This is a genomic window from Nocardioides luteus, from assembly GCF_014648595.1.
Taxonomy (GTDB): Bacteria; Actinomycetota; Actinomycetes; order Propionibacteriales; family Nocardioidaceae; genus Nocardioides; species Nocardioides luteus.
Map to the genome: position 1 here is coordinate 239172 of NZ_BMRK01000005.1, position 23300 is coordinate 262471.

Annotated in this window: 26 protein-coding genes; 16 read left to right on the plus strand and 10 right to left on the minus strand. The window is 69.6% G+C overall.

The genetic code is table 11. The features are described 5' to 3' along the window. Positions 1–5: 5 nt before the first annotated feature. On the minus strand, positions 6–749 hold the full coding sequence (locus IEY81_RS09095) for an ABC transporter permease (RefSeq protein ID WP_189118143.1): 744 nt from the start codon (positions 747–749) through the stop codon (positions 6–8). Next, positions 746–1681, minus strand: a complete 936-nt coding sequence (locus tag IEY81_RS09100; protein ID WP_189118144.1) for an ABC transporter ATP-binding protein — start codon at positions 1679–1681, stop codon at positions 746–748. The genes IEY81_RS09095 and IEY81_RS09100 overlap by 4 nt, the downstream gene beginning before the upstream one ends. Positions 1682–1771: 90 nt before the next feature. Between IEY81_RS09100 and IEY81_RS09105 the strand changes: the two genes are divergently transcribed. The 3 genes from IEY81_RS09105 to IEY81_RS09115 all read left to right on the plus strand — a co-directional run bounded on the left by IEY81_RS09105 (position 1772) and on the right by IEY81_RS09115 (position 3482). Next, on the plus strand, positions 1772–2719 hold the full coding sequence (locus tag IEY81_RS09105) for a PLP-dependent cysteine synthase family protein (RefSeq protein ID WP_189118145.1): 948 nt from the start codon (positions 1772–1774) through the stop codon (positions 2717–2719). Between the two features lie 153 nt (positions 2720–2872). Continuing rightward, entirely contained in the window at positions 2873–3196 is a 324-nt protein-coding gene (locus IEY81_RS09110) for a type II toxin-antitoxin system RelE/ParE family toxin (RefSeq protein ID WP_189118146.1), read from the plus strand. Continuing rightward, the gene (locus IEY81_RS09115; RefSeq protein ID WP_189118147.1) at positions 3186–3482 is read left to right on the plus strand and encodes an addiction module antidote protein; all 297 of its coding nucleotides are present in this window, start codon (positions 3186–3188) and stop codon (positions 3480–3482) included. Before IEY81_RS09110 ends, IEY81_RS09115 begins: the two co-directional genes overlap by 11 nt. A gap of 137 nt (positions 3483–3619) precedes the next feature. Here IEY81_RS09115 and IEY81_RS09120 read toward each other — a convergent pair whose 3' ends face one another. The 3 genes from IEY81_RS09120 to IEY81_RS09130 form a co-directional block, all read right to left on the minus strand. After that, complete coding sequence (locus IEY81_RS09120) at positions 3620–3964, minus strand: hypothetical protein (protein ID WP_189118148.1); 345 nt, start codon at positions 3962–3964, stop codon at positions 3620–3622. A gap of 30 nt (positions 3965–3994) precedes the next feature. Further along, on the minus strand, positions 3995–5173 hold the full coding sequence (locus tag IEY81_RS09125) for an FAD-dependent monooxygenase (protein WP_189118149.1): 1179 nt from the start codon (positions 5171–5173) through the stop codon (positions 3995–3997). A gap of 82 nt (positions 5174–5255) precedes the next feature. Further along, positions 5256–6254, minus strand: a complete 999-nt coding sequence (locus tag IEY81_RS09130) for an alkaline phosphatase family protein (RefSeq protein ID WP_189118150.1) — start codon at positions 6252–6254, stop codon at positions 5256–5258. 117 nt (positions 6255–6371) lie between these two features. On the opposite strand from IEY81_RS09130, the gene murI reads away from it, so the two are divergent. Continuing rightward, on the plus strand, positions 6372–7229 hold the full coding sequence (gene murI / locus IEY81_RS09135) for a glutamate racemase (RefSeq protein WP_189118151.1): 858 nt from the start codon (positions 6372–6374) through the stop codon (positions 7227–7229). Continuing rightward, positions 7226–7996 (plus strand): MBL fold metallo-hydrolase, encoded by a 771-nt coding sequence (locus IEY81_RS09140; RefSeq protein ID WP_229787574.1) that lies wholly within the window; start codon positions 7226–7228, stop codon positions 7994–7996. The genes murI and IEY81_RS09140 overlap by 4 nt, the downstream gene beginning before the upstream one ends. A gap of 149 nt (positions 7997–8145) precedes the next feature. Here IEY81_RS09140 and IEY81_RS09145 read toward each other — a convergent pair whose 3' ends face one another. Both IEY81_RS09145 and IEY81_RS09150 read right to left on the minus strand, forming a co-directional pair. Continuing rightward, positions 8146–8841, minus strand: coding sequence for a response regulator (locus IEY81_RS09145; RefSeq protein ID WP_189118152.1), 696 nt, complete (start codon positions 8839–8841; stop codon positions 8146–8148). After that, positions 8838–9998: a sensor histidine kinase gene (locus IEY81_RS09150; protein ID WP_229787576.1), complete on the minus strand. Its 1161-nt coding sequence runs from the start codon at positions 9996–9998 to the stop codon at positions 8838–8840. Before IEY81_RS09150 ends, IEY81_RS09145 begins: the two co-directional genes overlap by 4 nt. Before the next feature lie 133 nt (positions 9999–10131). Between IEY81_RS09150 and IEY81_RS09155 the strand changes: the two genes are divergently transcribed. From IEY81_RS09155 to rdgB, 4 genes are all read left to right on the plus strand, one after another. Next, entirely contained in the window at positions 10132–11061 is a 930-nt protein-coding gene (locus IEY81_RS09155) for an ABC transporter ATP-binding protein (RefSeq protein WP_189118154.1), read from the plus strand. After that, a complete protein-coding gene (locus tag IEY81_RS09160; RefSeq protein WP_189118155.1) occupies positions 11058–11894 on the plus strand; it encodes an ABC transporter permease in 837 nt (278 codons plus the stop codon). The genes IEY81_RS09155 and IEY81_RS09160 overlap by 4 nt, the downstream gene beginning before the upstream one ends. Before the next feature lie 100 nt (positions 11895–11994). After that, positions 11995–12702, plus strand: coding sequence for a ribonuclease PH (gene rph / locus IEY81_RS09165; protein WP_189118156.1), 708 nt, complete (start codon positions 11995–11997; stop codon positions 12700–12702). Beyond that, positions 12692–13330 carry an RdgB/HAM1 family non-canonical purine NTP pyrophosphatase gene (rdgB, locus tag IEY81_RS09170; RefSeq protein ID WP_189118157.1) on the plus strand — a complete coding sequence of 213 codons (639 nt, stop codon included), beginning with the start codon at positions 12692–12694 and terminating at the stop codon, positions 13328–13330. Before rph ends, rdgB begins: the two co-directional genes overlap by 11 nt. 120 nt (positions 13331–13450) lie before the next feature. Here rdgB and IEY81_RS09175 read toward each other — a convergent pair whose 3' ends face one another. Beyond that, positions 13451–14722, minus strand: a complete 1272-nt coding sequence (locus tag IEY81_RS09175) for a hypothetical protein (protein ID WP_189118158.1) — start codon at positions 14720–14722, stop codon at positions 13451–13453. Positions 14723–14772: 50 nt separating this feature from the next. Beyond that, positions 14773–16245 (minus strand): cardiolipin synthase, encoded by a 1473-nt coding sequence (cls, locus tag IEY81_RS09180; protein WP_229787579.1) that lies wholly within the window; start codon positions 16243–16245, stop codon positions 14773–14775. 39 nt (positions 16246–16284) lie between these two features. Here cls and IEY81_RS09185 point away from each other — a divergent pair, with 39 nt between their 5' ends. The 7 genes from IEY81_RS09185 to ehuA all read left to right on the plus strand — a co-directional run bounded on the left by IEY81_RS09185 (position 16285) and on the right by ehuA (position 21774). Next, entirely contained in the window at positions 16285–17190 is a 906-nt protein-coding gene (locus IEY81_RS09185) for an alpha/beta hydrolase (protein ID WP_189118160.1), read from the plus strand. Next, positions 17187–17831: a class I SAM-dependent methyltransferase gene (locus IEY81_RS09190; RefSeq protein WP_189118161.1), complete on the plus strand. Its 645-nt coding sequence runs from the start codon at positions 17187–17189 to the stop codon at positions 17829–17831. The genes IEY81_RS09185 and IEY81_RS09190 overlap by 4 nt, the downstream gene beginning before the upstream one ends. A gap of 19 nt (positions 17832–17850) precedes the next feature. Beyond that, complete coding sequence (locus tag IEY81_RS09195; RefSeq protein ID WP_189118162.1) at positions 17851–18423, plus strand: LURP-one-related family protein; 573 nt, start codon at positions 17851–17853, stop codon at positions 18421–18423. 258 nt (positions 18424–18681) lie between these two features. Continuing rightward, the gene (locus tag IEY81_RS09200; RefSeq protein ID WP_189118163.1) at positions 18682–19578 is read left to right on the plus strand and encodes a transporter substrate-binding domain-containing protein; all 897 of its coding nucleotides are present in this window, start codon (positions 18682–18684) and stop codon (positions 19576–19578) included. Positions 19579–19587: 9 nt separating this feature from the next. Then, complete coding sequence (locus IEY81_RS09205) at positions 19588–20301, plus strand: amino acid ABC transporter permease (RefSeq protein ID WP_189118164.1); 714 nt, start codon at positions 19588–19590, stop codon at positions 20299–20301. Further along, positions 20301–20981 carry an amino acid ABC transporter permease gene (locus IEY81_RS09210; protein ID WP_189118165.1) on the plus strand — a complete coding sequence of 227 codons (681 nt, stop codon included), beginning with the start codon at positions 20301–20303 and terminating at the stop codon, positions 20979–20981. Before IEY81_RS09205 ends, IEY81_RS09210 begins: the two co-directional genes overlap by 1 nt. Beyond that, positions 20971–21774, plus strand: coding sequence for an ectoine/hydroxyectoine ABC transporter ATP-binding protein EhuA (gene ehuA / locus IEY81_RS09215; RefSeq protein WP_271188432.1), 804 nt, complete (start codon positions 20971–20973; stop codon positions 21772–21774). The genes IEY81_RS09210 and ehuA overlap by 11 nt, the downstream gene beginning before the upstream one ends. An 18-nt stretch (positions 21775–21792) precedes the next feature. On the opposite strand, the gene IEY81_RS09220 is transcribed toward ehuA, so the two are convergent. Next, entirely contained in the window at positions 21793–23049 is a 1257-nt protein-coding gene (locus tag IEY81_RS09220; protein ID WP_229787581.1) for an inositol monophosphatase family protein, read from the minus strand. Between the last annotated feature and the right edge of the window lie 251 nt (positions 23050–23300).

Here is a 23300-nt window from a genome sequence, read left to right on the forward strand (position 1 = left end):
CCCTCTCATTCCCACTTGAAGGCGCGCACGGCAATCACGTAGAGCAGGATCGTCCAGCCGCCCATCACCGCGAGATCCATCAGCTGTGGGAAGTCCCCGGCGCCGGCGTCGTTGAGCGCGTTCGACGCGGCACCGTAGGGCGTGAGCGAGATGATGTCGCGGACGGTGCCGCCGAAGACCTCGACGGGGAAGTAGACACCGGCGGTGAACATGCTCGGGATGAATGCCGCCATCGCCACCACCTGACCGGTCTTGGCGTTGGGGGAGACCGCGGTGATCGCGGTCCCGATCCCGAGCGAGACCGCCAGCGCCAGCACGTACGCCGCCGCGTACCCGAGGATCGACCCCGGCAGCGGCGTCCCGAACACCACCCGGCCGACCACGATCACGATCACCGACGAGGCGGCGACCGCGACCGCGTGCACCAGCACCTGGCCGAGCAGGATGGAGCTCGGGCGGGCCGGTGTCGTGCCGAGCCGCCGCAGCACCCCGGTCTCGCGATAGCCGGTCAGGGTCGGCGGCATCGTCATGATCGCCGCCATGATCATCGAGAGGAGCACCGTCGTCGGCACGTAGAGGTCGATGAGACGACGGTTGCCGAAGTCCTCGTTGTACTCGCGGAAGGCCGGCACGACCCCGAGCACGACGAGCAGCAGCGTCGGGAACGCGAGAATCCAGAAGAGCGAGAGCCGCTCGCGGGTGAAGAGCCGCGTCTCCGTGCGGATCATGGCTACGGTCGGGCTGGTCATCGCAGTGCCTCCATGGCGGTGATGGTCTCGGTGAGGTCGAGGTAGGCGGCGTCGAGGGTGCCGGCGGCGACCCGGAACCGCTGCGGTGTCACGCCCTGCGTACGCAGCGCCTCGACGACCGCGAGCGCGACCCCTTCAGCGCCCTCGACGGTGACGAGCCCGTTCTCGCTGCGCGCGGCGGCGACGCCGTCGAGCTCGCGCAGCGCGGCCAGGTCGATCGCGACCTCGGTCTCGAAGGTGGTGATGGTCGCGGCGGACGCGGCGTCGATCAGCCCCGCCGGGGTGTCGAGCGCCCGGATGCGGCCGGAGTCGACGATCGCGATCCGGTCGCAGAGCGTCTGCGCCTCCTCCATCGAGTGGGTCACCAGCAGGACGGTCACACCCCGGTCGCGTACGTCGCGCACCAGGTCCCACACCTCCCGGCGCGCCCGCGGGTCCAGGCCGGTGGTGAGCTCGTCGAGCACGACGACCCGCGGCCGGCCGATCATCGCCAGCGCGATCGAGAGCCGCTGCTGCTGTCCGCCGGAGAGGTGCTCGAACCGCTGCTGCAGGTGGCCGCCGAGCCCCAGCCGCTCGGCCAGCGGCGCCCACGGCTCGGGATCGGGGTAGAAGGCGCTCCACAGCTCCAACGCCTCCTTGACCGTGATCTTCGGCTGCAGCTTCGCCTCCTGGAGCTGTACGCCGAGCACCTCCGTCACCGCCGCACGATCCGTCCGGGGGTCGATGCCGTGGACCCGGATCCGGCCCTTGTCGCCCACGCGCAGCCCGGCGATCGACTCCACGGTCGTGCTCTTGCCGGCCCCGTTGGGGCCGAGGATGCCGAAGATCTCGCCCTCGTAGACGTTCAGGCTGATCTCGTCGACCGCCACCTTCGCGCCGTATGTCTTGCGCAGGCCGTCCACGACGACCGCTGTTGCTCGCTCCTGATGCATACCTGGAGCCTGTCGTGATCCGCGGTCTCACGGATCGGGCGATCGGCGCGAGTGGGCATCAGCCGATCGGTTGATGCGACGATGGACCCCATGCGCTACGACAACCTGCTGGCGTCCGTCGGGAACACCCCGCTGGTGGGCCTTCCCCGCCTCTCGCCCTCGCCCGACGTACGGCTGTGGGCCAAGCTGGAGGACCGCAACCCGACCGGCTCGATCAAGGACCGCCCCGCCCTGCGGATGGTCGAGGAGGCCGAGAAGGACGGCCGGCTCCGGCCCGGCTGCACCATCCTCGAGCCGACCTCCGGCAACACCGGGATCTCGCTGGCCATGGCGGCCAAGCTCAAGGGCTACCGGATCGTCTGCGTGATGCCCGAGAACACCTCCGAGGAGCGGCGTCAGCTGCTGCGGATGTGGGGCGCCGAGATCGTCTCCTCGCCCGCCGCCGGCGGCTCCAACGAGGCCGTCCGGGTCGCCAAGCGCCTCGCCGCCGAGCATCCCGACTGGGAGATGCTCTACCAGTACGGCAACTCCGCCAACGCGCTCGCGCACGAGGAGGGCACCGGTCCCGAGCTCCTCGCCGACCTCCCCTCGATCACCCACTTCGTCGCCGGGCTCGGCACCACCGGCACCCTGATGGGCGTCGGCCGCTACTTCCGCGCCGCCAAGCCCGACGTACGCATCGTCGCCGCCGAGCCGCGCTACGGCGAGCTCGTCTACGGCCTCCGCAATCTCGACGAGGGCTTCGTCCCCGAGCTCTACGACGCCTCCCTCATCGACGCCCGCTTCTCCGTCGGCCCCCGCGACGCAGTCCGCCGCGTCCGCGAGCTCCTCGAGCTCGAGGGGATCTTCGCCGGCATCTCCACCGGCGCCATCCTCCACGCCGCCCTCGCCCAGGCCGCCAAGTCGCTGCGCGCCGGCGAGCAGGCCGACATCGCCTTCGTCGTCGCCGACGGCGGCTGGAAGTACCTCTCCACCGGCGCCTACGAAGGCACCATCGACGAGGCCGAGGAGGGTCTCGAGGGCCAGCTCTGGGCCTGACCCGCCACCCAAGGGTGTCGACGAAATGTCGGTGGGCCCGATTAGCGTTCCAGATGCATCGAAGGTCGAGGCACATTCTGGAACCACGAACCGGGGGTAGCCGACCATGGCTGATTGCTTGGAAACGCTTCGAGTGTCAGATATAGTCGACAGATGATCGAGGTCGCCAGGACCGAGGACTTCGACCGATGGCTGAGGAAGCTGAGGGACCGCCAGGCCCGACTGCGCATCGTGGCGCGCATCGGCCGGTTGGCCCATGGCAACCCCGGCGATGTGAAACCAGTTGGCCATGGCATATCGGAGATGCGGCTGACGTACGGCCCGGGATATCGGGTCTACTACCTACAAGACGGCGACAAGCTGATCCTGCTGCTCTGCGGAGGCGACAAGTCTGCGCAGAGTGAAGACGTCGAGAACGCGCATGCTCTGGCGGAAGAGTGGCATGCAGACAAGGATGCTGAGCACGATGGCGACTGAGAAGTACGCGCGCTTCGACGCTGCTGACTACCTGGACGGTCTCGATGACATGGCCGCCTACCTCGAGATCGCTCTCGAGGATTCGGCGGACGACCCGACTGCTGTCCCGCGCGCGCTGGGTGTGATCGCCAGATCGCAGAACATGAGTGAGCTCGCTCGCCGGGTCGGGATGAGCCGAGACGGCCTCTACAAGGCGCTTTCCGCGGACGGAAACCCGACCTGGTCGACGATCCTCAAGGTGACGAAGGCGCTCGGGCTGAGGTTCGAGCTGCACGCGGTCGCGTAGGTCGTCTCGCTGGTCGAGCCGCGAGCGCCAGCGAGCGTGTCGAGACCAACACAGTCCCATCGAGCGCCGATCCGAAAGTGATGGTCTCGAGCCGGATTCGCTCGTTCCTCGCGAATCCGGCTCGACCAGCGGTGGGGTCAGCGGCAGAAGGCGTAGACGACGAGGCCGTGGTCGCGGCCGGCGAAGACCTGGTCGAGGGCCTTGCCGGTGAGGTGGGCGTCGACGTAGCGCGGGGCGGGGCCGGTGGCGACGATGGCGTGGCCGGGCATCCGGCCGGTCATGTCCCGCGGGGCCTCGGCGCTCCAGCAGTCGTGCTTCTCGATGAGCGCGGCGGGGCTTCCGGGGGCGAGCGGGCGGCCGGAGCGGGTGCTGCCCTCCTCGGGGGCCGAGCCGAGCTGGACCAGCGCCACGGCGATGGCCGATGCGTACATCGCCCAGATGCCGAGCGCCAGGAAGCCCTTGCGTCCGAGGAAGGCTCTCACTCCCGGACAACGCCCCAGCAGGGCGGGGAGTTACGGTCGGCCGATCTCGGCCACGTCGTGGTCGTGGATCCAGGCGAGATGACGCTCGTAGACGTCGGGAGCGCCGAGGCGCTTGTTGCGGCCCCGGGCGCGGGGGCCTTCGGGCAGGTGGAGGACGTCGGCGGCGGCCAGCGAGGCGACCTGGATCCGGCGGGCGCGGTCGCGGCGGCGCACCTCGTAGGAGGCGCGGGCGCGGGCACGGTCGTCGGTGGAGGTGAGACAGTCGGCGAGCACGACCGCGTCCTCGATCGCCTGCGCGGTGCCCTGGCCGTGGTGGGGGAGCATCAGGTGGGCGGCGTCGCCGAGCAGGGTGACCCGTCCGCGCGACCACTCCGTCAGCGGCGGCCGGTGGAGCAGCGCCCAGCGCTTCGAGCAGGTCGCCGCGGAGATCATCTGGACGACGGCCGGGTGCCAGCCCGCGTACGCATGGACGTGCTCGTCGGGCTCGGCGGGCCACGACCACGTGTCCGGTGCCCACGGTCCGGGCTGTCGCCGGACCAGCAGGAAGGCATGGGCACCGTCGGCGACGGGGTGGTGCATCAGGTGGGCGTCCGGGCCCATCCACAGCTGCAGGCGCTCGGGGTCGGGGAGCAGGGTGAGGTCGGAGCGCGGGACCACGCCTCGCCAAGCGACGCAGCCCGAGAACTGGATGTCGTCGTAGCCGACGACGTGCTCGCGCAGCACCGAGCCCGCCCCGTCGGCGCCGATGACCACGTCGGCCTCGACGGGGTCGGCGCCGGCGAAGTCGAGCCGCACCGGTCCGGTGCCGTGGTCGGTCACACCGGTCAGCCGATGGCCGAGATGGAGGCCGCGGGTGCCGAACGCCTTGCTCAGCAGGGCGTGCAGGTCACCGTGGCGGATGCCGTAGAAGGGGGCCCCGGAGTGAGCGGCGTACTCCTCGGCGGAGAGGCACCGGCCGACCGTGGCGCCGGTGTGACCGTCGCGCCAGACGAAACCGTCCACGGCCGCCGACGCCTCACCGAGGCCGGGCTCGAGCCCGAGACGGTCGAGGTGCCGGGTCGCGTTGGCCGGGAGCAGGACGCCGTCGTTGCTCGGCTGCGGGTCGGTCGCCGCCTCGTACACGTCGACCTCGACGCCCCGGCGACGGAGCTCGACCGCGAGGGTCAGGCCGCCGATGCCGGCGCCGATGATCGCGATCCCACCTGACATCGAACTCCCCCTTGGTCCGGTTACGTTGCGAACGTACCTCAGGGTTCGGTTTCCTTGTGGTGGTCTTTACATACTCGCGATCTCAGCGGACGTCGAGGGTCTGCTTCGCATTCAGCGTGCTGCCGGGGATCGGGCCGAGCCCGAGCAGGTCGAGGGCCAGGTTGCCGAGGGCGCCGTTGCGGACCGGCTGCCTGCCGGCGTAGGTGGGCCGGCTCGTGCCCGGCGGCCGGTATTCGGGGTTGAGCTTGTAGAGCGACTTCCCGCGAGCGACGCCGGGACCCCACACCACGAACGGGATCCGGTAGTTGGCGTAGACGCGGGCGCTGTGGTCCTTGCTGCCGGACCGGAAGCCGTGGTCGGCGGTGAGGATCACGTACGTCGTGCGCTCGAGCGTCTTGGACGAGTCGATCGTCTTCAGCAGCCTGCCGATGCGGGCGTCGGTGCGCTTGAGCGAGGCGCGGTAGGCGGCGCTCATCCCACCGTCGTGGTGGCCGTAGTGGTCGGGGGAGCCGAGGTGGACGAAGGTGAAGGCGCGCTTGTGCTCGGACAGGTCGCGGGCTGCCCGGACGACGAGGTCGCCGTCGCCGTCGATCACGACCCGGTCGATCGAGGGCCAGGAGCGGTCGAAGATGCGGAACTTCGACTTCGAGGCGAACAGGGCGCTGCTCCGGCCGGTGCGCTCGACCTGGCTGAAGACCGACCAGACCGGGTGTCCGGCGGCCTTCTGCACGGTCATCTTCCGGCGGTCGTCGTTCCAGGTCACGCCGTGACCGTGGGCGGACCTCGTGATCCGGCGGCTGGTCACCATCGAGGTGTGGTTGGGCAGGGTGACGTTCTGCTCGTAGGCGCTGCGCGCCTCGCGGGTGGAGGCTCCTCCGCGCATCAGCCGGTAGATGTTGGGCAGGTGGCCGGGGCCGAGCCGGTCGATCGCGGCCACGCTGAGACCGTCGACGGAGATGGCCAGCACCCGCTTCGCGGTGGCCGCCTGGGCGGGCCTCCCGGGCAGGTCGACGACGGCGAAGGTCACGCCCATCAGGGCGATCACGACCGCCAGCACCAGCGAGCGAGACGAAATCGTCATGTAGCGACGTTACCGCAGCTTTTCGTACTGCTCATGGCAGTGAGATGGATCTCTGGTAGCCGATTCGTGACCCCCAGCACTGCGAAGGACCGGCATCTGGGCCTAGCCTTGACGATCGTGCAGTCCGTCTCGCCCCTGGGTTCGACCTCGACCCTGGGCTCCTCCCAGCCAGACCGCGACGCCCCGATCGGGATCTTCGACTCGGGCTTCGGCGGACTGACGGTGGCGCGGTCGGTGATCGACCAGCTCGCCCACGAGTCGATCCTGTACGTCGGCGACACCGCCCGCGCCCCCTACGGACCCAAGCCGATCGCCGAGGTGCGCGAGTACGCCCTGGAGTGTCTCGACCACCTCGTCGAGCAGGGCGTGAAGGCCCTGGTCATCGCCTGCAACTCGGCCTCCGCGGCGATGCTGCGTGACGCCCGCGAGCGCTATCGTCCGCTGCCCGTCGTCGAGGTCATCCTGCCGGCCACCCGGCGCGCGGTGGCGGCCTCCCGCACCGGTCGTATCGGCGTGATCTGCACCCGCGCGACCGCGGAGTCGATGGCCTACGACGACGCCTTCGCCGCCGCGCCCCACGTCTCGCTGCACACCCAGGCCTGCCCGCGGTTCGTGCCGTTCGTCGAGGCCGGGGTCACCGGCGGCGACGAGCTGCTGGCCGCCGCGCACGAGTATCTGGACCCGCTGACCAGCGCCGGGGTCGACACGCTGATCCTGGGATGCACCCACTATCCGCTCCTGACTGGTGTGATCTCCTATGTGATGGGCGACAACGTGACCCTGGTCAGCAGCGCCGAGGAGTCGGCGAAGGACGTCTACCGCGTCCTGGCCGAGCACGACCTGATGCGCGAGGCCGGGGAGCCGACCTACACCTTCCTCACCACCGGCAACCCCGCGGAGTTCAAGGCCATCGGCGGCCGCTTCCTCGGGCCCGAGCTCGCCACCGCCCAGCAATTTGTCGGAGGGATGGGGTGAGCGGCCAGGTGCGACTGACCGTCATCGGGTGCTCGGGGTCCTATCCCGGACCCGACAGCCCCGCCTCCTGCTACCTGGTTGAGGCCGACGACGAGACCGGACGTACGTGGCGGATCGTGCTCGACATGGGCAACGGTGCGCTCGGCGTCCTGCAGCGCTACGTCGACCCGCTGCTCATCGACGCCGTCCTGCTCTCCCACCTGCACGCCGACCACTGCGTCGACATGACCTCCTACTACGTGCTCCGCAAGTGGCACCCGACCGGCCCGCAGCCGCCGATACCGGTCTTCGGCCCCAAGGGCACCGGCCGCCGCCTGGCGAAGGCCTACGACCTGCCCAAGCGTCCCGGGATGCGCGAGGAGTTCGCGTTCTCGACCTACACCGGGCCGATCAACCTCGGTCCGTTCGTGATCACGCCGACGGCCGTGGAGCATCCGGTCGCTGCGTACGGGCTGCGGATCGAGGCGCACGGCAAGGTCATCGCCTACAGCGGCGACACCGCCGAGACCGACGTGCTCCTCGACATCGCCGCCGACGCCGACCTGTTCGTCTGCGAGGCCGCCTTCCGTGACGGCGTCGAGAACCCGCCCGGGGTGCACATCACCGGCGTCCATGCGGGGGAGTACGCCACGAAGGCCCGCGTGAAGAAGCTGGTCGTCACCCACGTCCCGCCCTGGCACGACCCCGACGATGCCCTGCGCGAGGCGCGCTCTGCGTACGACGGTCCGACCGAGCTGGCCGCCACGGGATCGGTCTACGAAGTCTGAGGCGCTCCGCTGGTCGAGCCCGGCGAGCGCCAGCGAGCCGGTGTCGAGACCAACACGGTCGTCTCGAGCGCCGAGGGGAACGTGTTGGTCTCGACACGCTCGCTGGCGCTCGCGGCTCGACCGACGGGAAACAGGCTCGACCGACGGGTTCAGACCAGGCCGGCGTCGTGGACGGTGATCGCGATCTGGACGCGGTTGGTGGCGCCGAGCTTGTCGAAGAGGCGGGAGACGTGCGCCTTGACGGTGGGGATGGAGAGGTAGAGCTCCTTGGCGATCTCGGCGTTGCTGAGGCCGCGGCCGACCGCCAGCGCGACCTCGTGCTCGCGCTCGGTGAGCGCCTCGAGCCGGCGTCCGGCGGCAGCAGCGCGGTCGCCGGTGGGCTCGGCGCGCAGCCGGGTGATCAGGGTGCGGGTGGCCTTGGGGGAGAGGATCGGCTCTCCTGCCGAGACCGCGCGGATCGCGGCGACGATCTCGGGTGGTGGGGTGTCCTTGAGGAGGAACCCGTCGGCGCCGGCGGCGAGGGCGTCCACGACGTACTCGTCGGCACCGAAGGTGGTCAGCACGATCACCCGTGGCGGCCGAGCGTCGGCCAGCACCCTGCGGGTCGCGTCGAGGCCGTTGACGCGGGGCATCCGGATGTCCATGAGCACCACGTCGGGCGTCGACGTGCGCACCAGCGACAGCGCCTCCTGGCCGTCGGTCGCCTCGCCGACGACCTCGATGTCGGCCTGGCCGCCGAGCATCAGACCTAGAGCCGAGCGTACGAGCGGGTCGTCGTCGACGATCGCCACCTTGATCTTGACCGGGCTCGCTGGGCTCGCTGGGCTCGTGCCTGGGCTGTTCACTGGCCCCACGGTAGCCATGCTTCGAGGATGAAGACATCCTTTTCCGTGCGGTGTCCGAGCCGTCCGCCGGCGAGGTCGGCCCGTTCGCTGAGCCCGATCAGGCCCAGCCCGGAGCCCGGCGTGTTGGAGCCGAAGCCGAGCCGGTTGCGCAGGTCGACGGTGATCCCGTCCTCCTCCGAGCCGCGCAGGGTGACCTCCAGATGCGCGCCCGGGGCGTGCTTGCGGGCGTTGGTGATGCCCTCCTGCACCACCCGGTAGATCGATCGGCCGATCGTCTCCGGCGGGGTGCCTTCGACCTCGTCCTCGAAGTCGACGTTCATGCCGCCCGTGCGGGCCTCCTCGACGAGACGGCACACATCGGCGTACGTCGGCTGAGGTGCGGTCTCGGGATCCTCGCCGGTCCCGCGCAGAACGCCGAGGACGGTGCGCAGGTCCTCCAGCGCCGTGTGGGCGACGTCGCGGATGGCGCCGACCTGGCCGCGTACCTGGTCGGCGGAGAGGTCCTCGCGGTAGGAGAGCGCGCCGGCCTGCATCGAGATGTGGGAGATGCGGTGGGCGAGCACGTCGTGCATCTCGCGGGCGATCCGCCGGCGCTCGGTCTCGCGGGCCTGGGAGACGCGCAGCGACTGCTCCGCCTCGGCCGTCTCCGCACGGACCCGGAGGGTGGCGATGAGCTCGCGTCGCGACCCGATGTACATGCCCCAGGCGACCAGCGCGGCGACGACCACGACGTTGACGCCGGCGTTGAGGCCCCACACGCCCAGCGTCTGCGGCCCCTTGCCCGGGGTGACGTCCATGACCGCGAACCAGAACATCCCCTGGACGAAGCTGAGCAGGGAGATCGGGATGATCTCCCCCCAGCGGCGCCGGGTCGCCAGCGAGACCAGAGCCAGCGCGGAGGCGCCGGCGGCGAGGATCGAGAAGGCGCCGGCGATGGCGGTGATCGTGGCGATCGCGAAGGGCCAGCGGCGACGCCAGAAGACGAGCACCAACGCGACCACTCCGATGGAGAGGTCCACGGCGAGCCGCCATTCCGGCCAGACCCCGGCGCTGCTCGTCAGGCCGACCACGCTGATCGCCAGCGCGGCCAGATAGCGCCAGATGTGCCCCCACAGGCTCAGGCGTGGCTGGTAGTCGTCCGGGGAGCGTTGCTGCACGCCGTCCACGGTAATGAACCGAAGCCTCCCCGACCCGATCCCGCGGTCGCGAACGACCCCATACTTTCGTCTGGTTGCGGGTCATCCGTATGTCCGATGCGGTTCCGGCGGTGAGCACGGCAGGATGTACGCCATGATCAAAGTCGAAGGACTGACGAGGGTCTACGGGACCTTCACCGCGGTCGACGACGTGTCGTTCACCGCCGAGGCCGGCAAAGTCACCGGCTTCCTCGGACCGAACGGCGCGGGCAAGTCGACCACCATGCGCATCATGGTCGGCCTGACCAACCCCACCAGGGGTCGGGCGACGATCAACGGCAGCCTCTATGCCGACCTCCCCAACCCGGGCCGCCACGTCGGTGTGCTGCTCGACGCCAGCGCTCAGCACGACGGCCGCACCGGCCGCGAGGTGCTCACGATCGCCGCCACGACGATGGGCCTGCCCAAGTCGCGCGTCGACGAGATGCTCGAGCTGGTCTCGCTCACGCCGTCGGAGGCCAAGCGCCGGATCAAGAACTACTCCCTGGGCATGAAGCAGCGCCTCGGCATCGCCCACGCGCTGATCGGCGACCCCAAGGTGCTGATCCTGGACGAGCCGGCCAACGGTCTGGACCCGGCGGGCATCCGCTGGATGCGTGGACTGCTGAAGGAGTACGCCGACCGCGGCGGCACCGTCCTGCTCTCCTCGCACCTGCTGCACGAGGTCGAGCAGATCGCCGACGAGCTGATCCTCATCGGCAACGGCCGCATCGTGGCCGAAGGCACCAAGGACACCATCCTCGCGGGCCAGGGCGGGGCCGGCCAGTCGCTGGTCACCGCTCTCGACAACGAGGCGCTGACCGTCGCGCTGAAGGCCAAGGGCTACAGCGTCGAGCCGATCGGCACCGGCATGCGCGTCTCCGCCGCGCCCGCCGAGGTCGGCCGGGCCGCCCTGGAGGCGAACGTCGTCCTCACCGACCTGCGCGACGGCGGCGCCGGGCTGGAGGACATCTTCCTGCAGCTCACCGCCGAGACCCAGCGCGAGAACACCGCGCAGATCCACGCCGAAGGAGCCTCCGCATGAGCGCCGCAACCGTAGCGCCGTCGACCCCGCTGCCGACGGCCAGCAAGGTGCCGTTCGGCCGGCTGGTGCTGGTCGAGTGGCGCAAGATGACCGACACCCGTGCCGGGCGGGTCATGCTGATGATCACGGGCGGCCTGATCGCCCTGGTCGCGGGCATCATCCTGCTCGTCATCGCGCTCTCCGACATGAGCGGGCTGCCGGCCTCGACCTGGATGAGCGCGCTGTCGTTCCCGGTCTCGCTGCTGGTGCCGGTGCTGGCCATCATGATCGTGACCCAGGAGTGGGGCCAGCGCACCCACATGGTCACCTTCACCCTCGAGCCCAGCCGGCTCAAGGTCGTCCTCGCCAAGCTCCTCGCGGTCTTCGTCCTCGGCGTCGTGACCATGGCCATCGCGGTCGGGATCGGTGCGATCGGCACCGCGGCCGGCGCGGCGATCGCCGGCACCGAGGCCAACTGGAACGTCTCCGGCGAGACGCTCGCCTGGTCGCTGGCCACGCAGATCCTCTACCTGCTGATGGGCTTCGGGTTCGGGATGCTCCTCCTGAGCACCCCGGCCGCGCTGGTCGTCTACTACGGCTACACGCTGATCCTGGAGGCCTCGGTCTTCAGCGCCCTCTACTTCATCTTCGACTGGGCGCAGAACCTCTTCCCGTGGATCTCGATGCAGGTCGCGATGATGCCGTTCGTCGCGGGCGACGAGATGCGAGCAGCAGGTGTCAACGTCGACGACGGTGCCCTCGGCATCGCCCGGCTGATCACCTCGGTCGCCCTCTGGGTCGGCCTGCCGCTCGTGCTCGGCACCATCCGGGTCCTCAGGTCCGAGCTGAAGTAGCACCTCGGGACGTACGACCGACCGCCGCGCGGGGGTGGGTGCTTCGGCACCCACCCCCGTTGCCGTCCGGCGAGGTGGAGCGGTTGCATAGGGTGGACACGTGACCACACGAGCTGACGGGCGCGCCGACGACGAGCTGCGCCCCATCAAGATCACCCGCAACTGGCTGGACCACGCCGCAGGGTCCGTCCTCATCGAGTTCGGCAAGACCCGCGTCCTGTGCGCGGCCTCGGCCTCCGAGGGCGTACCGCGCTGGCGCAAGGGCTCCGGCCTGGGCTGGGTGACAGCGGAGTACGCGATGCTCCCGGCCGCCACCCACGAGCGCTCCGCGCGCGAGTCGGTGAAGGGCAAGATCGGCGGGCGCACGCACGAGATCTCCCGCCTGGTCGGCCGCTCGCTGCGTGCCGTGATCGACTACAAGGCGCTCGGCGAGAACACCATCAACATCGACTGCGACGTGCTGCAGGCCGACGGTGGCACCCGCACGGCGGCGATCACCGGCGCCTACGTCGCGCTGGCCGACGCGGCCGCCTCGCTCGGCGTCTCGAAGGCGCTGACCGGGTCCGTGGCGGCGATCTCGGTCGGCATCATCGACGGCACCCCGCGCCTCGACCTCCCCTACGAGGAGGACGTCCGCGCCGAGACCGACATGAACATCGTGATGACCGGCGAGGGCAAGTTCGTCGAGGTGCAGGGCACCGCTGAGGGCGTCGCCTTCGACCGCGCCGAGCTCGACGCGCTGCTGGCGCTGGGCGAGAAGGGCTGCGCCGACCTGACCAAGCTGCAGGAGGCCGCACTTGCCGGCTGAGCCCAAGAATGAGCCCAAGAACGAGCCCAGCATCCACGTCGCCTCGCGCAACGCCAAGAAGCTGGGCGAGATGTTCCGGATCCTGGAGCCGCTGGTGCCCGGGATCTCGGTCGTCGGCCTCGACGACGTCGACCACTACGACGAGCCGGTCGAGGACGCGCCCGACTTCGAGGGCAACGCGCTGATCAAGGCCCGGGCGGGCTTCAAGGCCACCGGGCTCCCGACAGTCGCCGACGACTCCGGTCTCTGCGTGGACGCCCTCAACGGGATGCCGGGTGTGCTCTCGGCCCGCTGGGGCGGACCGCCCAAGTCCGACGAGCGCAACAACGAGCTGCTGCTCGCCCAGCTCTCCGACGTACCCGACGAGCGCCGCGGCGCCCACTTCGCCTGCGCGATCGCCTTCGTCTGGTCCGGCGGCGAGCTGGTCGTCGAGGGCCGCATGGACGGCCGGATCATCCGCGAGGTCCGCGGCTCCGGCGGCTTCGGCTACGACGTCCTCTTCGTCGCTACCGACACCAAGGACGGCCGCACCTCCGCCGAGCTGTCGATCGAGGAGAAGGACGCCATCTCCCACCGCGGCCGCGCGCTCCGCGAGATCGCGCCGCAGATGGCGAAGCTGCTCGGCTGAGGCGGGCGCGTTGACAGAAGCCCGCCATGGCGGGGAAGTACAGCCCGATCCAGCGGGTGAGGGGCGCAAAGGTGTAGCACTCCTCGGTCACCGCCTCGGCCGAGGAGTCGGCGGAGCGGCTCATCCTGAGGGTAGTCGCTCGAACCAGTCCCACGCGCCCGCGACGAGCTCCTTCTCGGTGATGCCGTAGGAGGCGCGCAAGGCCTCGTCGGTGCCGTCGTTGTAGTCCGTGCTGCCCTGAGGCCGGTGCGAGAAGAAGTCGTTGCAGAACTCGATGAACTTCGCGAGCCCGCCGTGCTCCTCGATCAACCAGGAGACCGCGGCATGGGAGATGGCGTAGTCGATCGCTCCCTCCTCACCCCACTCGTCGTCGTCCGGGAGGGCGCGCTCGTGAGCCAGCAGCTCCTCGCGGTCCTCGTCCTCGTCGCAGATGTTCGCCTCGCACCTGGAGAGGTGTTCGGCCAGACCCTCCTTGACCCAGGTCGGCACCAGTATCGGACCGTAGACATGGCTCAGCTCGTGGCGCAGCGTGCGGTCGTCGATGGCCAGCCGGTTGCTCGCCACCGGGTTGTCCTTGACGACGATGGTCGCGAAGGGCTTCCAGATCGTCTTGCCGGGACCGACCGCATCGACCCGGTAGGTCACCGCGGCCGCACCGTGCTCATCGTCGAAGGTGTCGCCCGGCGGCTTGCCGTTGTTCGTCGCGTCGACGAGCAGCGGCACCTTCCCCTTCTCGGCGTCCTGCACCGCCTTCAGGTCTGCCTTGATCACGGTGCGCGCCTTCTTCACCCGTTCCAGCAGATCGTCGGCACCCGTCGGGCCGTCCTTCTCGATGACCACGGCCACCGAGCGTCCGACCGCCACCGAGACCGGACCACCGAACCAGGGCCGGCTGTACCTCGTGACGGGCGCGGCGCGGTCGCGTCCGACCACCCAGCGGTCCTGGTGGCGTACGAAAGTCATGTCGGTCGGGTGGGAGACGGGTGTTCGGTGGGCCTGCTCCATCTGGGCCACCTCGACCACCTTCGGGGCGAAGAGGACGCCGTCGTTGCGGACCTCGTCAGGGTCGTTCTGGACGTCCTTCACCCGGTAGGAGAGCGAGGTCATCGGCAGCTGCTGCAGGTTGTCGAAGATGGTGCGCTGCTGGTCGAGCAGCTTCTCGACGCGGGGGTCGACGGTGGCGAGGAACCCGGTCTCGTCACCCTGCAGCGCTGCCGTGGCGCGCCGGTCGAGCAGGTCCCTGACGGCCTGGTAGTCGGCCGGCGTCGCCTCGTACGGCGGGTGCGTGGGAGCCGCGGTCGGGAGCTCGGGAAGCTCCGCGCAACCGGCGCTGAGCAGCATGACCGCGAGCAGTGGTCCGAGCCTGATGGGGGAGCGCCCCGGAATCCTCACAGCCGAATCCTAGAGAGATCCTCGATCCTCCGCCCGCCAATAACTCGGGGTTACTGGAGGGCTGCGGTGAGGCGCAGAACGTTGTCGACGTACGCCGCGACCTTCGGCCGCGCGAGCCACTCCTCGAGCAGCAGCTCGCGGGAGACGGCGCGGTAGCCGTCCTCGACCTTCCGCATCTGCGCGACCGGGTCGCCGTCGAAGAGCATCAGCGAGATCTCGTAGTTGAGGGCGAAGGAGCGCATGTCCATGTTGCTCGAGCCGAGCACGGCGATCTCGTCGTCGATGCTGAAGTGCTTGGCGTGCAGGACGGCGGGCTTGGGGTAGAGGTAGATGCGCACCCCGGCCTCCAGCAGCGCCTCGTAGTAGGAGCGCTGGGCGTGGTAGACCATGAACTGGTCCTTGCCCTCGCTGACGAACAGCTCCACCGCGACACCCCGCCGGGCGGCGGTGGTGACGGCGTAGAGCAGCGACTCGTCGGGGACGAAGTAGGGGCTGGTGATCGAGATCCGCTCCCGGGCTGCGTACATCAGCGAGGTGAAGGCGCGCAGGTTGTTCTCGGCCTCGAGGCCCGGGCCGCTGGGCACGGTCTGCCCGGTGACGTCGCCGGCCGGCTCCCCGGAGAGCCAGGCGGTCGCCGACTCGGTGAGCTCCGACCTGAGCAGCTCGCCGGTCTCGCTGTTCCAGTCGCTGGCGAAGACGACGTTGAGCGCTGAGACCAGCGGCCCCTCGACGCGGGCGGTCAGCTCGACCCACTCCCGGCCGGCGCGGTGATTCTTCGGCTTGTCGTAGCCGGGCTCGATGAGGTTCTGCGAACCGGTGAAGGCGACCTGGCCGTCGACGACCAGGAGCTTGCGGTGGTTGCGGAGATCGGGGCGGCGGAGCTGGCCGCGGAGCGGGGCGATCGGCAGCAGCGGGTGCCAGTCGATGTCGGAGGCGTTCAGCCGCCGGACCAGTTGGCGCCATACCGGGATCCCGCGCGAGCCCAGATGGTCGAGCAGGAGCCGGACGGTCACACCCCGCGCCGTGGCGCGGTCGAGCGCATCGAAGAACGGCTCGGTCAGGTGGTCGCAGGCCGTGATGTAGAACTGCACGTGCACGTAGTGCTCGGCGCTTTCGACCGCAGCGGTCATCGCCTCGATCGAACCGGCGTAGTCGGGGATGAGATCGACGCGGTTGCCCGGCGTCGCGGGCAGCGAGCCGAGCCGCTCGTTGAGCTCGATCGTGGCGGCGTCGACCGGTGAGATCGACTCCGGGTGGGGCGGGCGCGGCAGACCGGCGACATAGCGGGTCACCTCCTCGTTCAGCGCCCGCTGGCGCTCGTGACGCCGGCGATCGAGGCGGGTCTGGCCGAGCATCAGGTAGGCGATCAGGCCCACGCTGGGGATCAGCAGGATCGCCAGCAGCCAGGCCATCGCGGTGCCCGGCCGCCGGTTGCGGGGCACCACACCGAGGGCGACGACCTTGATCAGCAGGTCCACGACGTAGACCAGCGTGCCCAGGACCCCCGCCACTGTCATGCGCATCAGCATGCACCACCGCCAGGCGTGTGGGAATCTTCTGACATGGTCCGACTCTTCCCCGCCGCCCGCCGTGCCGTCGCCGCCGACCAGGACGCGCCGCCGATCTGGGAGGTCGACATCGCCGCCCAGCGCGACGAGGCCCGCAAGCTCGCCGCGGCCGAGGCCAAGGAGGAGGTCGCCGAGGTCGCCGGCATCGACGCCGACGGGGTCCCGTGCCGGCTCTACACCCCTGAGGACGTACGCGAGGGGGTGATCGTGCACCTCCACGGCGGCGGCTTCGTCTTCAACGACGTCGAGGTCCACGACGCGGCGTGCCGGCGGCTGGCCAACCGTACCGGGCTGCGGGTGCTCTCGGTCGACTACCGCAGACCCCCGGAGCACCGCTTTCCCGCCGCTCCCGACGACGTCGACACGGTCATCGGATGGCTCGGCCGCGACCCGCTGCTGAGCACGCTGCCGGCGTACGTCCACGGCGACAGCGCCGGCGGCAACCTGGCGCTCGTCGCAGCGCTGCGCAACCCCGGCGTCTTCGCCGCGATGGTGCTGGTCTACCCGTTCCTCGACCCCTCGATGAGCACTGCGGGCTACACGATGGCGGGTGGCTGGACCGAGGAGGCGGCCTGGTACTGGAAGCAGTACGCCGCGACCGAGGCCGACCTGCGCGACCCGGATCTCGGTCCCTACCTGGCCGGCGACGACGAGCTCCGCGACCTGCCGCCGACGCTCCTCGTCAGCGCAGAGGGCGACATCCTGGTCGAGGAGAACGAGGACTTCGCGCTCCGGCTGGCCGACCTCGGTGTCGAGGTGGTCGCCTTCCGTGCGGTCGGCCAGGTCCACGGCTTCTGGCGCCACGCCGCGACCTTCCCGGCCGCCGAGACGGTGATGACGATGACCGCCGGGTTCCTGCAGCAGCGGTCGGGCCCGACCGCCAACGGCGGGCGCCCATGACGGAGCCCTACGACGTCACCGAGACCCGAGCCGCCTACGACACCGTCTCGAAGGCCTACGCCGAGATCGTCGACCCGGAGGTCACCGAGACCTCGTTCGACGCGGGCGTGCTCGACACCTTCGCCGGCTACGTACGCAACGACGGCGGCGGACTCGTCGGTGACATCGGCTGCGGGCCGGGCCGGATCACCGCCTATCTGGCCGCCCGCGGCCTCGACGTCTTCGGGGTCGACCTCTCGACGGGGATGATCGCGCAGGCGATGGAGAGGCACCCCGCGCTCCGGTTCGAGGTCGGCGACATGGCGCGGCTGCCGCTGCGTGACGGCGAGCTCGCCGGGGTGCTGGCCTGGTACTCCCTGATCCACACCCCGCCTGCGCGCCGGCCTGCCGTCCTCGCCGAGCTCGCCCGGGTCACCCGTCGCGGCGGCCGGTTCGTGACCGCGTTCCAGGTCGGCGACGAGCACGTCCGTCACATCGGCGCCTACGGCCACGACGTCACCTTCGACGGTTACCGGCTGCCCGTCGAGGCGACCAGCGCGCTGCTCGAGGAAGCCGGTTTCGAGGTCACCGCGACCGTGGTGCGCTCCGCGGAGCAGTGGGAGCGGACGCCGCAGGCCTATCTCGTCGCGCGCCGGCGCTGAGGACCGATAGGTTGCGCCCATGACGCAGCAGCCTTACCACGTACCCCGCTTCTACCTCCGCCAGAAGGTCACGCCCTTCGCCAACAAGTACGTCGCGCAGGCCGCGAACCCGGACGGCTCCGAGGGGCAGGTGCTCGCCTTCGCGCAGCAGAAGCGGCTGGCGTTCAAGGAGCAGGTGACCTTCTACGCCGACGAGTCGAAGGCGCAGGCGGTCTTCGCGTTCAAGGCGCGCGCGGTGATGGACCTCAACGCGGGCTACGACATCACCGACCCGAGCGGTGCGCCGATGGGCTTCTTCCGCAAGGACTTCGGCAAGAGCCTGCTGCGCTCGACCTTCCATGTGGAGGGCCCCGGCTATGCCGGCACCGGCCAGGAGCGCAACCAGCTGGTCGCCATCCTGCGCCGCTTCACCGAGATCGACTTCCTGCCGATCCACTTCGACTACGTCTCCTCCGAGGGGCAGCCGCTGATCTCGATCGAGCGTCGCTTCGCGCTGCGTGACAAGTACACCGTCACGGTCCACGACCCCCGCGTCGACTTCCGCGTCGCCGCCTCTGTCGCGGTGGCGATGGACGCGTTGATGCAGCGCTGAGAGCGGTCTGCGGCCGGGGAGGTAACGAACACATGTCGATCCTGGGTGAGCTACGGGCCGCCTGAGCGGCGTTGGGCCCCGCTGCGTCTGTGCAGGTCAAACACCATTTTCTGGATCCGGACAGTCGCCTCCAGAACGCGCTGAGCGGCGATCGAAGACCGTTGTGGTGTCGGCGAGGACGTCATACGGTCACGAGGTCTTTGCTCGACGCGGCGGACTCGGTCGGCGCGTCGCACGCCCGATCGAAAGGTTCACACCATGCGACTGCGCACACGAAGCTCGCGCGCACTCTTCGCCACGCTGGCAGCCGGGACTCTGCTCCTCTCCGGATGTGGTGGCGACGACGACAGTGCCGGCGGAGGAGGGGACGGCAAGACCATCAAGATCGCCATCGCCGGCGAGAAGCCGTACTCCTACATGGAGGACGGCGAGCCGACGGGCGCCACCGTGGCGCTGCACGAGGAGATCTTCAAGAACCTCGGCTACGAGAACGTCGAGGCCGAGGTCGTCGAGTGGGACGGTCTGATCCCGGGCCTGAACGCGGGCCGCTACGACGTGGTCAGCGCCGGGATGTCGATCCTTCCCGAGCGCTGCGAGCAGGCGGCCTTCGGCGACCCCGAGATCATGTACACCACCGCGTTCGCGGTGCCGAAGGGCAACCCCGAGGGCCTGGAGGACATGGATGACATCGCCGAGTCCGACGTCCGGCTCGCTGTCATCAACGGCGCCATCGAGCAGACCTACGCCGAGGAGCTCGGCATCGACGGCGTGACCACGGTCAACTCCGCCGAGGACGGTTACGCCGCGGTCCAGAACGGCCAGGCGGACGCCTTCGCGCTGACCGGCATCTCGGTCCGCACCTGGGTCGAGGAGAACCCGGACGCCGGCCTGGAAGCGACCGACTCCTTCGAGGCTGTCGTCAAGGACGTGGTCCAGGTCGGTGCCGGTGCCACCGTGTTCCGCGAGAAGGACTCCAAGCTGCGCGAGGACTACAACAAGGAGCTCGCGAAGATCACCGGTTCGACCGAGGCGTACGAGGACGTGCTCGGTGAGTTCGGCTTCACCGACGCCGAGCGGCCGCCGGAGAACATCACCACCGACATGCTCTGCAAGGGCGAGCTGCCGTCGGTGGACGAGTACGAGTCGTCGAACTGATCGAACGCCTTGTCTGATTTCTTCCAAGCGATATCCGACTACAGCCCCTACCTCTGGGAAGGCGCCCGGGTCACCCTGGCCCTCTCCGGAGGAGGGGCGGTCGTCGCGCTCGTCGTAGCCGTCGTCCTGGGCCTGTGCGCGATCAGCCCGGTCGCCGTGCTGAGGGTGGGATCGCGGGTGATCGTGGAGTTCTTCCGCGGCACCTCGCTCGTGGTCCAGCTCTTCTTCCTCTTCTACGTCTTCCCGCTCTTCGGGATCGACCTCCCCGGGATGTGGTGCGGCATCGTCGGGCTCGGCCTCAACTACGGTGCGTACGGCTCCGAGGTGGTGCGCGGCTCGCTCAACGCCGTGGCCAAGGTGCAGTGGGAGTCCACCACCGCACTCTCGATGTCGTGGCCATTGGCGGTGCGCCGTGTGATCTGGCCGCAGGCTTGGGGACTGATGCTGCCCGGGCTGAACAACCTGATGGTGATGCTGGTCAAGGGCACCGCGGTGGCGCTGCTGATCGGACTGCACGACCTCACTTACTGGGTCGAGGTGATGCGTAAGGATCCTGAGGTGGGCCTCTGGATCGCCTACGGCGCCGGCTTCCTGTTCTACTACCTGATCGCGCTCGCGTGCTCCAGCGGCCTGCGGCTGCTCGAGCGTCGCGCGCAGCGACGCCTCGGGCTCGCCCCGAGCAAGACCCGGACGACCCGCGCGACAGCAGAGGCGGTGGCCTGATGGAGTTCGATCTCGAGTTCGCGCTGGAGACCGTGGGCCCGCTGCTCATGGCGTTCCTGCAGGTGACCCTGGTGGTCACGGTGGCCGGCTCTGTAGTCGCGGCCCTGCTGGGTCTGATCTGGGCGGTCTGCCAGCGGGAGCTGCCGACGCCGGTCCGCCTGCCGCTTTCCTGGGTGCTCGACGTGATCCGGATGACGCCGTTGCCGCTGCAGCTGCTGTTCGCGGTGGCGATCTTCATCTCGTTCGACGGCTACCGGAAGTTCCCCGACACCGATGTCGAGACCATCGGGATGATCCTCGGCGTCGCGGTCTTCGCCATCCACTACTCCACCTACATGGCGGAGTCCTACCGTGCCGGGATCGACTCGATCCGTCAGGGTCAGTGGGAAGCGGCGACCGCGCTGTCGCTGCCGCGCTCGCGGGTCTGGCGTGCGGTGATCATCCCGCAGGCGCTGCGGGCCACGCTGCCCTCGCTGGGCAACTGGGCGATCGCGATGTTCAAGGACACTCCGTTCCTGCTCGTCATCCTGGTCCCCGAGATGGTCGCAAAGGCCAAACAGCTGGGCGGGGCCTCCTATCAATACACCGAGGTCTTCACCGTGGCCGGCCTGATCTTCCTCGCGGCCAGCTATCCCACGGCCGTCCTGATGCGAAAGTTGGAGAAGAAGCTTGTCTACTGACACCACCAGTCCGGGCGGGTCCACCGGCGACCAGCCGCGGATCGTGATGGAGGACGTGTCCAAGAAGTTCGGCAAGAACACCGTCCTGGACGGACTGAACTTCACCGTGGCTCGCGGAGAGCGCGTCACCCTGATCGGCCCGAGCGGGTCCGGCAAGACCACCATCCTCCGCCTGCTGATGACGCTGGAGGACCTGACCGGCGGCTACATCTACATCGACGGTGACCCGCTGACGTACGCCAAGCGGGGCAATCGCCGGGTGAAGCTGCCGAACAAGGAGGTCACCCAGATCCGCAAGCGGATCGGGATGGTCTTCCAGCAGTTCAACCTGTTCCCGAACATGACCGTGTGCGAGAACATCATCGAGGCGCCCGTGCACGTGCTCGGTCAGTCCAAGGACGAGGCCCGGGCCAAGGCGGCCGACCTGCTCGACCAGGTCGGACTCCGGGACAAGATCGATGCCCATCCGACCAGCCTCTCGGGTGGCCAGCAGCAGCGTGTGGCGATCGCGCGTGCACTCGCGATGGAGCCGGAGATCCTGCTGCTCGACGAGGTGACCTCCGCGCTCGACCCGGAGCTGGTCGGTGACGTCCTCGAGGTGCTGCGCGAGGTGGCCAGGAAGACCGACATCACGATGCTGCTGGTGACCCACGAGATGCAGTTCGCCCAGGACGTATCGCATCGGGTGCTGATGTTCGACGAGGGTCGCGTCATCGAGGAGGCGAAGCCCGAGGTCATGTTCAACAACCCGACGCACGAGCGGACCAAGCAGTTCCTGCAGGCGGTCCTCTGAGCCTGGCTCGGGGCTGGCTCATTCCGACGTGGCCTCCAGGTGCGGACGGACCAGGTCGAGCAGCTGCCGATGGGTGTCCGCATCGGCCGCGGCGATCATGCCGCGGCCGGTGTGGAGCCTGTTGCCCTCGAGGTCTGTCACGATGCAGCCGGCGGCCTGGCAGATCGCGATCGGCGCGGTGAAGTGGACACTTCCCTCGAGGCCACCACCCTCGGTGAGGCGATCGTCAGTGACGTACCCCGCCCGCCGCCCTGCCGCGACCCAGGTCAGCGCTAGCGTGGTCGACATGACCCGAGGACCGAACGTCCTACGGAGAGCAGGGTCAGCAACTAGCTGGCCGCCGAGGAACGGCTCGTCGGGGGCGCCGTCGCACTGGATGTCGACGAGCATGGTGCGCGGGCTCGGCGTGAGGGCGGTGTCGCCGCCACCCTTGCGTACCCAGGCCCTGGTGGTCGAGCCTGTCGAGACCCCGTCGGTCCAGAAGATTTCCTCGCTGATCGGATCCGCGGAGGCCGCGACCCGAGTCCCCTCCGGTGTCGTGAGCGCGACGTTCACCGCCGCCAGCGGAGTCTGGGCAGCGTAGTTGAGGGTCCCGCAGAGCGGGTCGACCAACCAACTCCGCTCGCCGTCGCCGCTGCGCCCCGTCTCCTCACCCTCGAAGGCGTCGCCAGGACGGTACGTCGCGATCGTCTCCCGGATCGCCTTCTCCGAAGCGATGTCCGCCTCCGTCGCGAAGTCCGTCGGCGACTTGTCGAAGTGGCTCAGCTCGCTGCCGTACATCCCCCTGACCACCTCGGCCCCCGCCGCCGCTGCGGCGATCGCCACCGCATGGTCCGGGAACGCCGCCCGGAACGCATCGATCGCCGGATCCGGCGACTCCTCGGCGTCGTCGCCGACGAACACCGCCACGACCTCGGCTCCCGGGTCCTGCTCCATCGCCGGCAGCAGCCGGTCGCGCCAGTGCCGCAGGTTGGGATGGTCATACTCGGCGTACGCCTCCGCAGGGGAGAGCATCTCGACAGCCCGCTCGACCTGCGCCCTGCTCAGCCGGTACGCCCTCGTCCCGTCGGTGTGCCCGACGACCGTCGCCATCACCACCGCCGGCAGGCGATGCCCATGAGCGTTGACGAGCGGAAAGTGCTGTTCGCTGAACTCGGTGGCACCCGAAGGCCGCAACCCCACCCCATGCGCCCGCGGCGGCCGCCACCCCTCCAGCGGCCCCTCGAACCTCTCCCGCGCCGCCAAGATCTCCGCCATCGTCCGCCACCGCTGCATGCTCGGAACCTATCGGGCTCTCCATCCTCAGGTCCTCGGTCGGTCGAGCCCGTCGAGACCTGGTCCTCCGCTGGTCGAGCCTGTCGAGACCTCCCCACTCGGGACACCGTCCCCCGGTGGTGTTCACCGGTGGTCGAGCTTGTCGAGACCTCCCACGCGTAACGCCAGCCCCTCGCCGGTGTTCCCCGGTGGTTGAGCCTGTCCAGACCTCCCTGCCGGAAACGTGTCGCCGAGGCTGGTCTGGGCCGCCG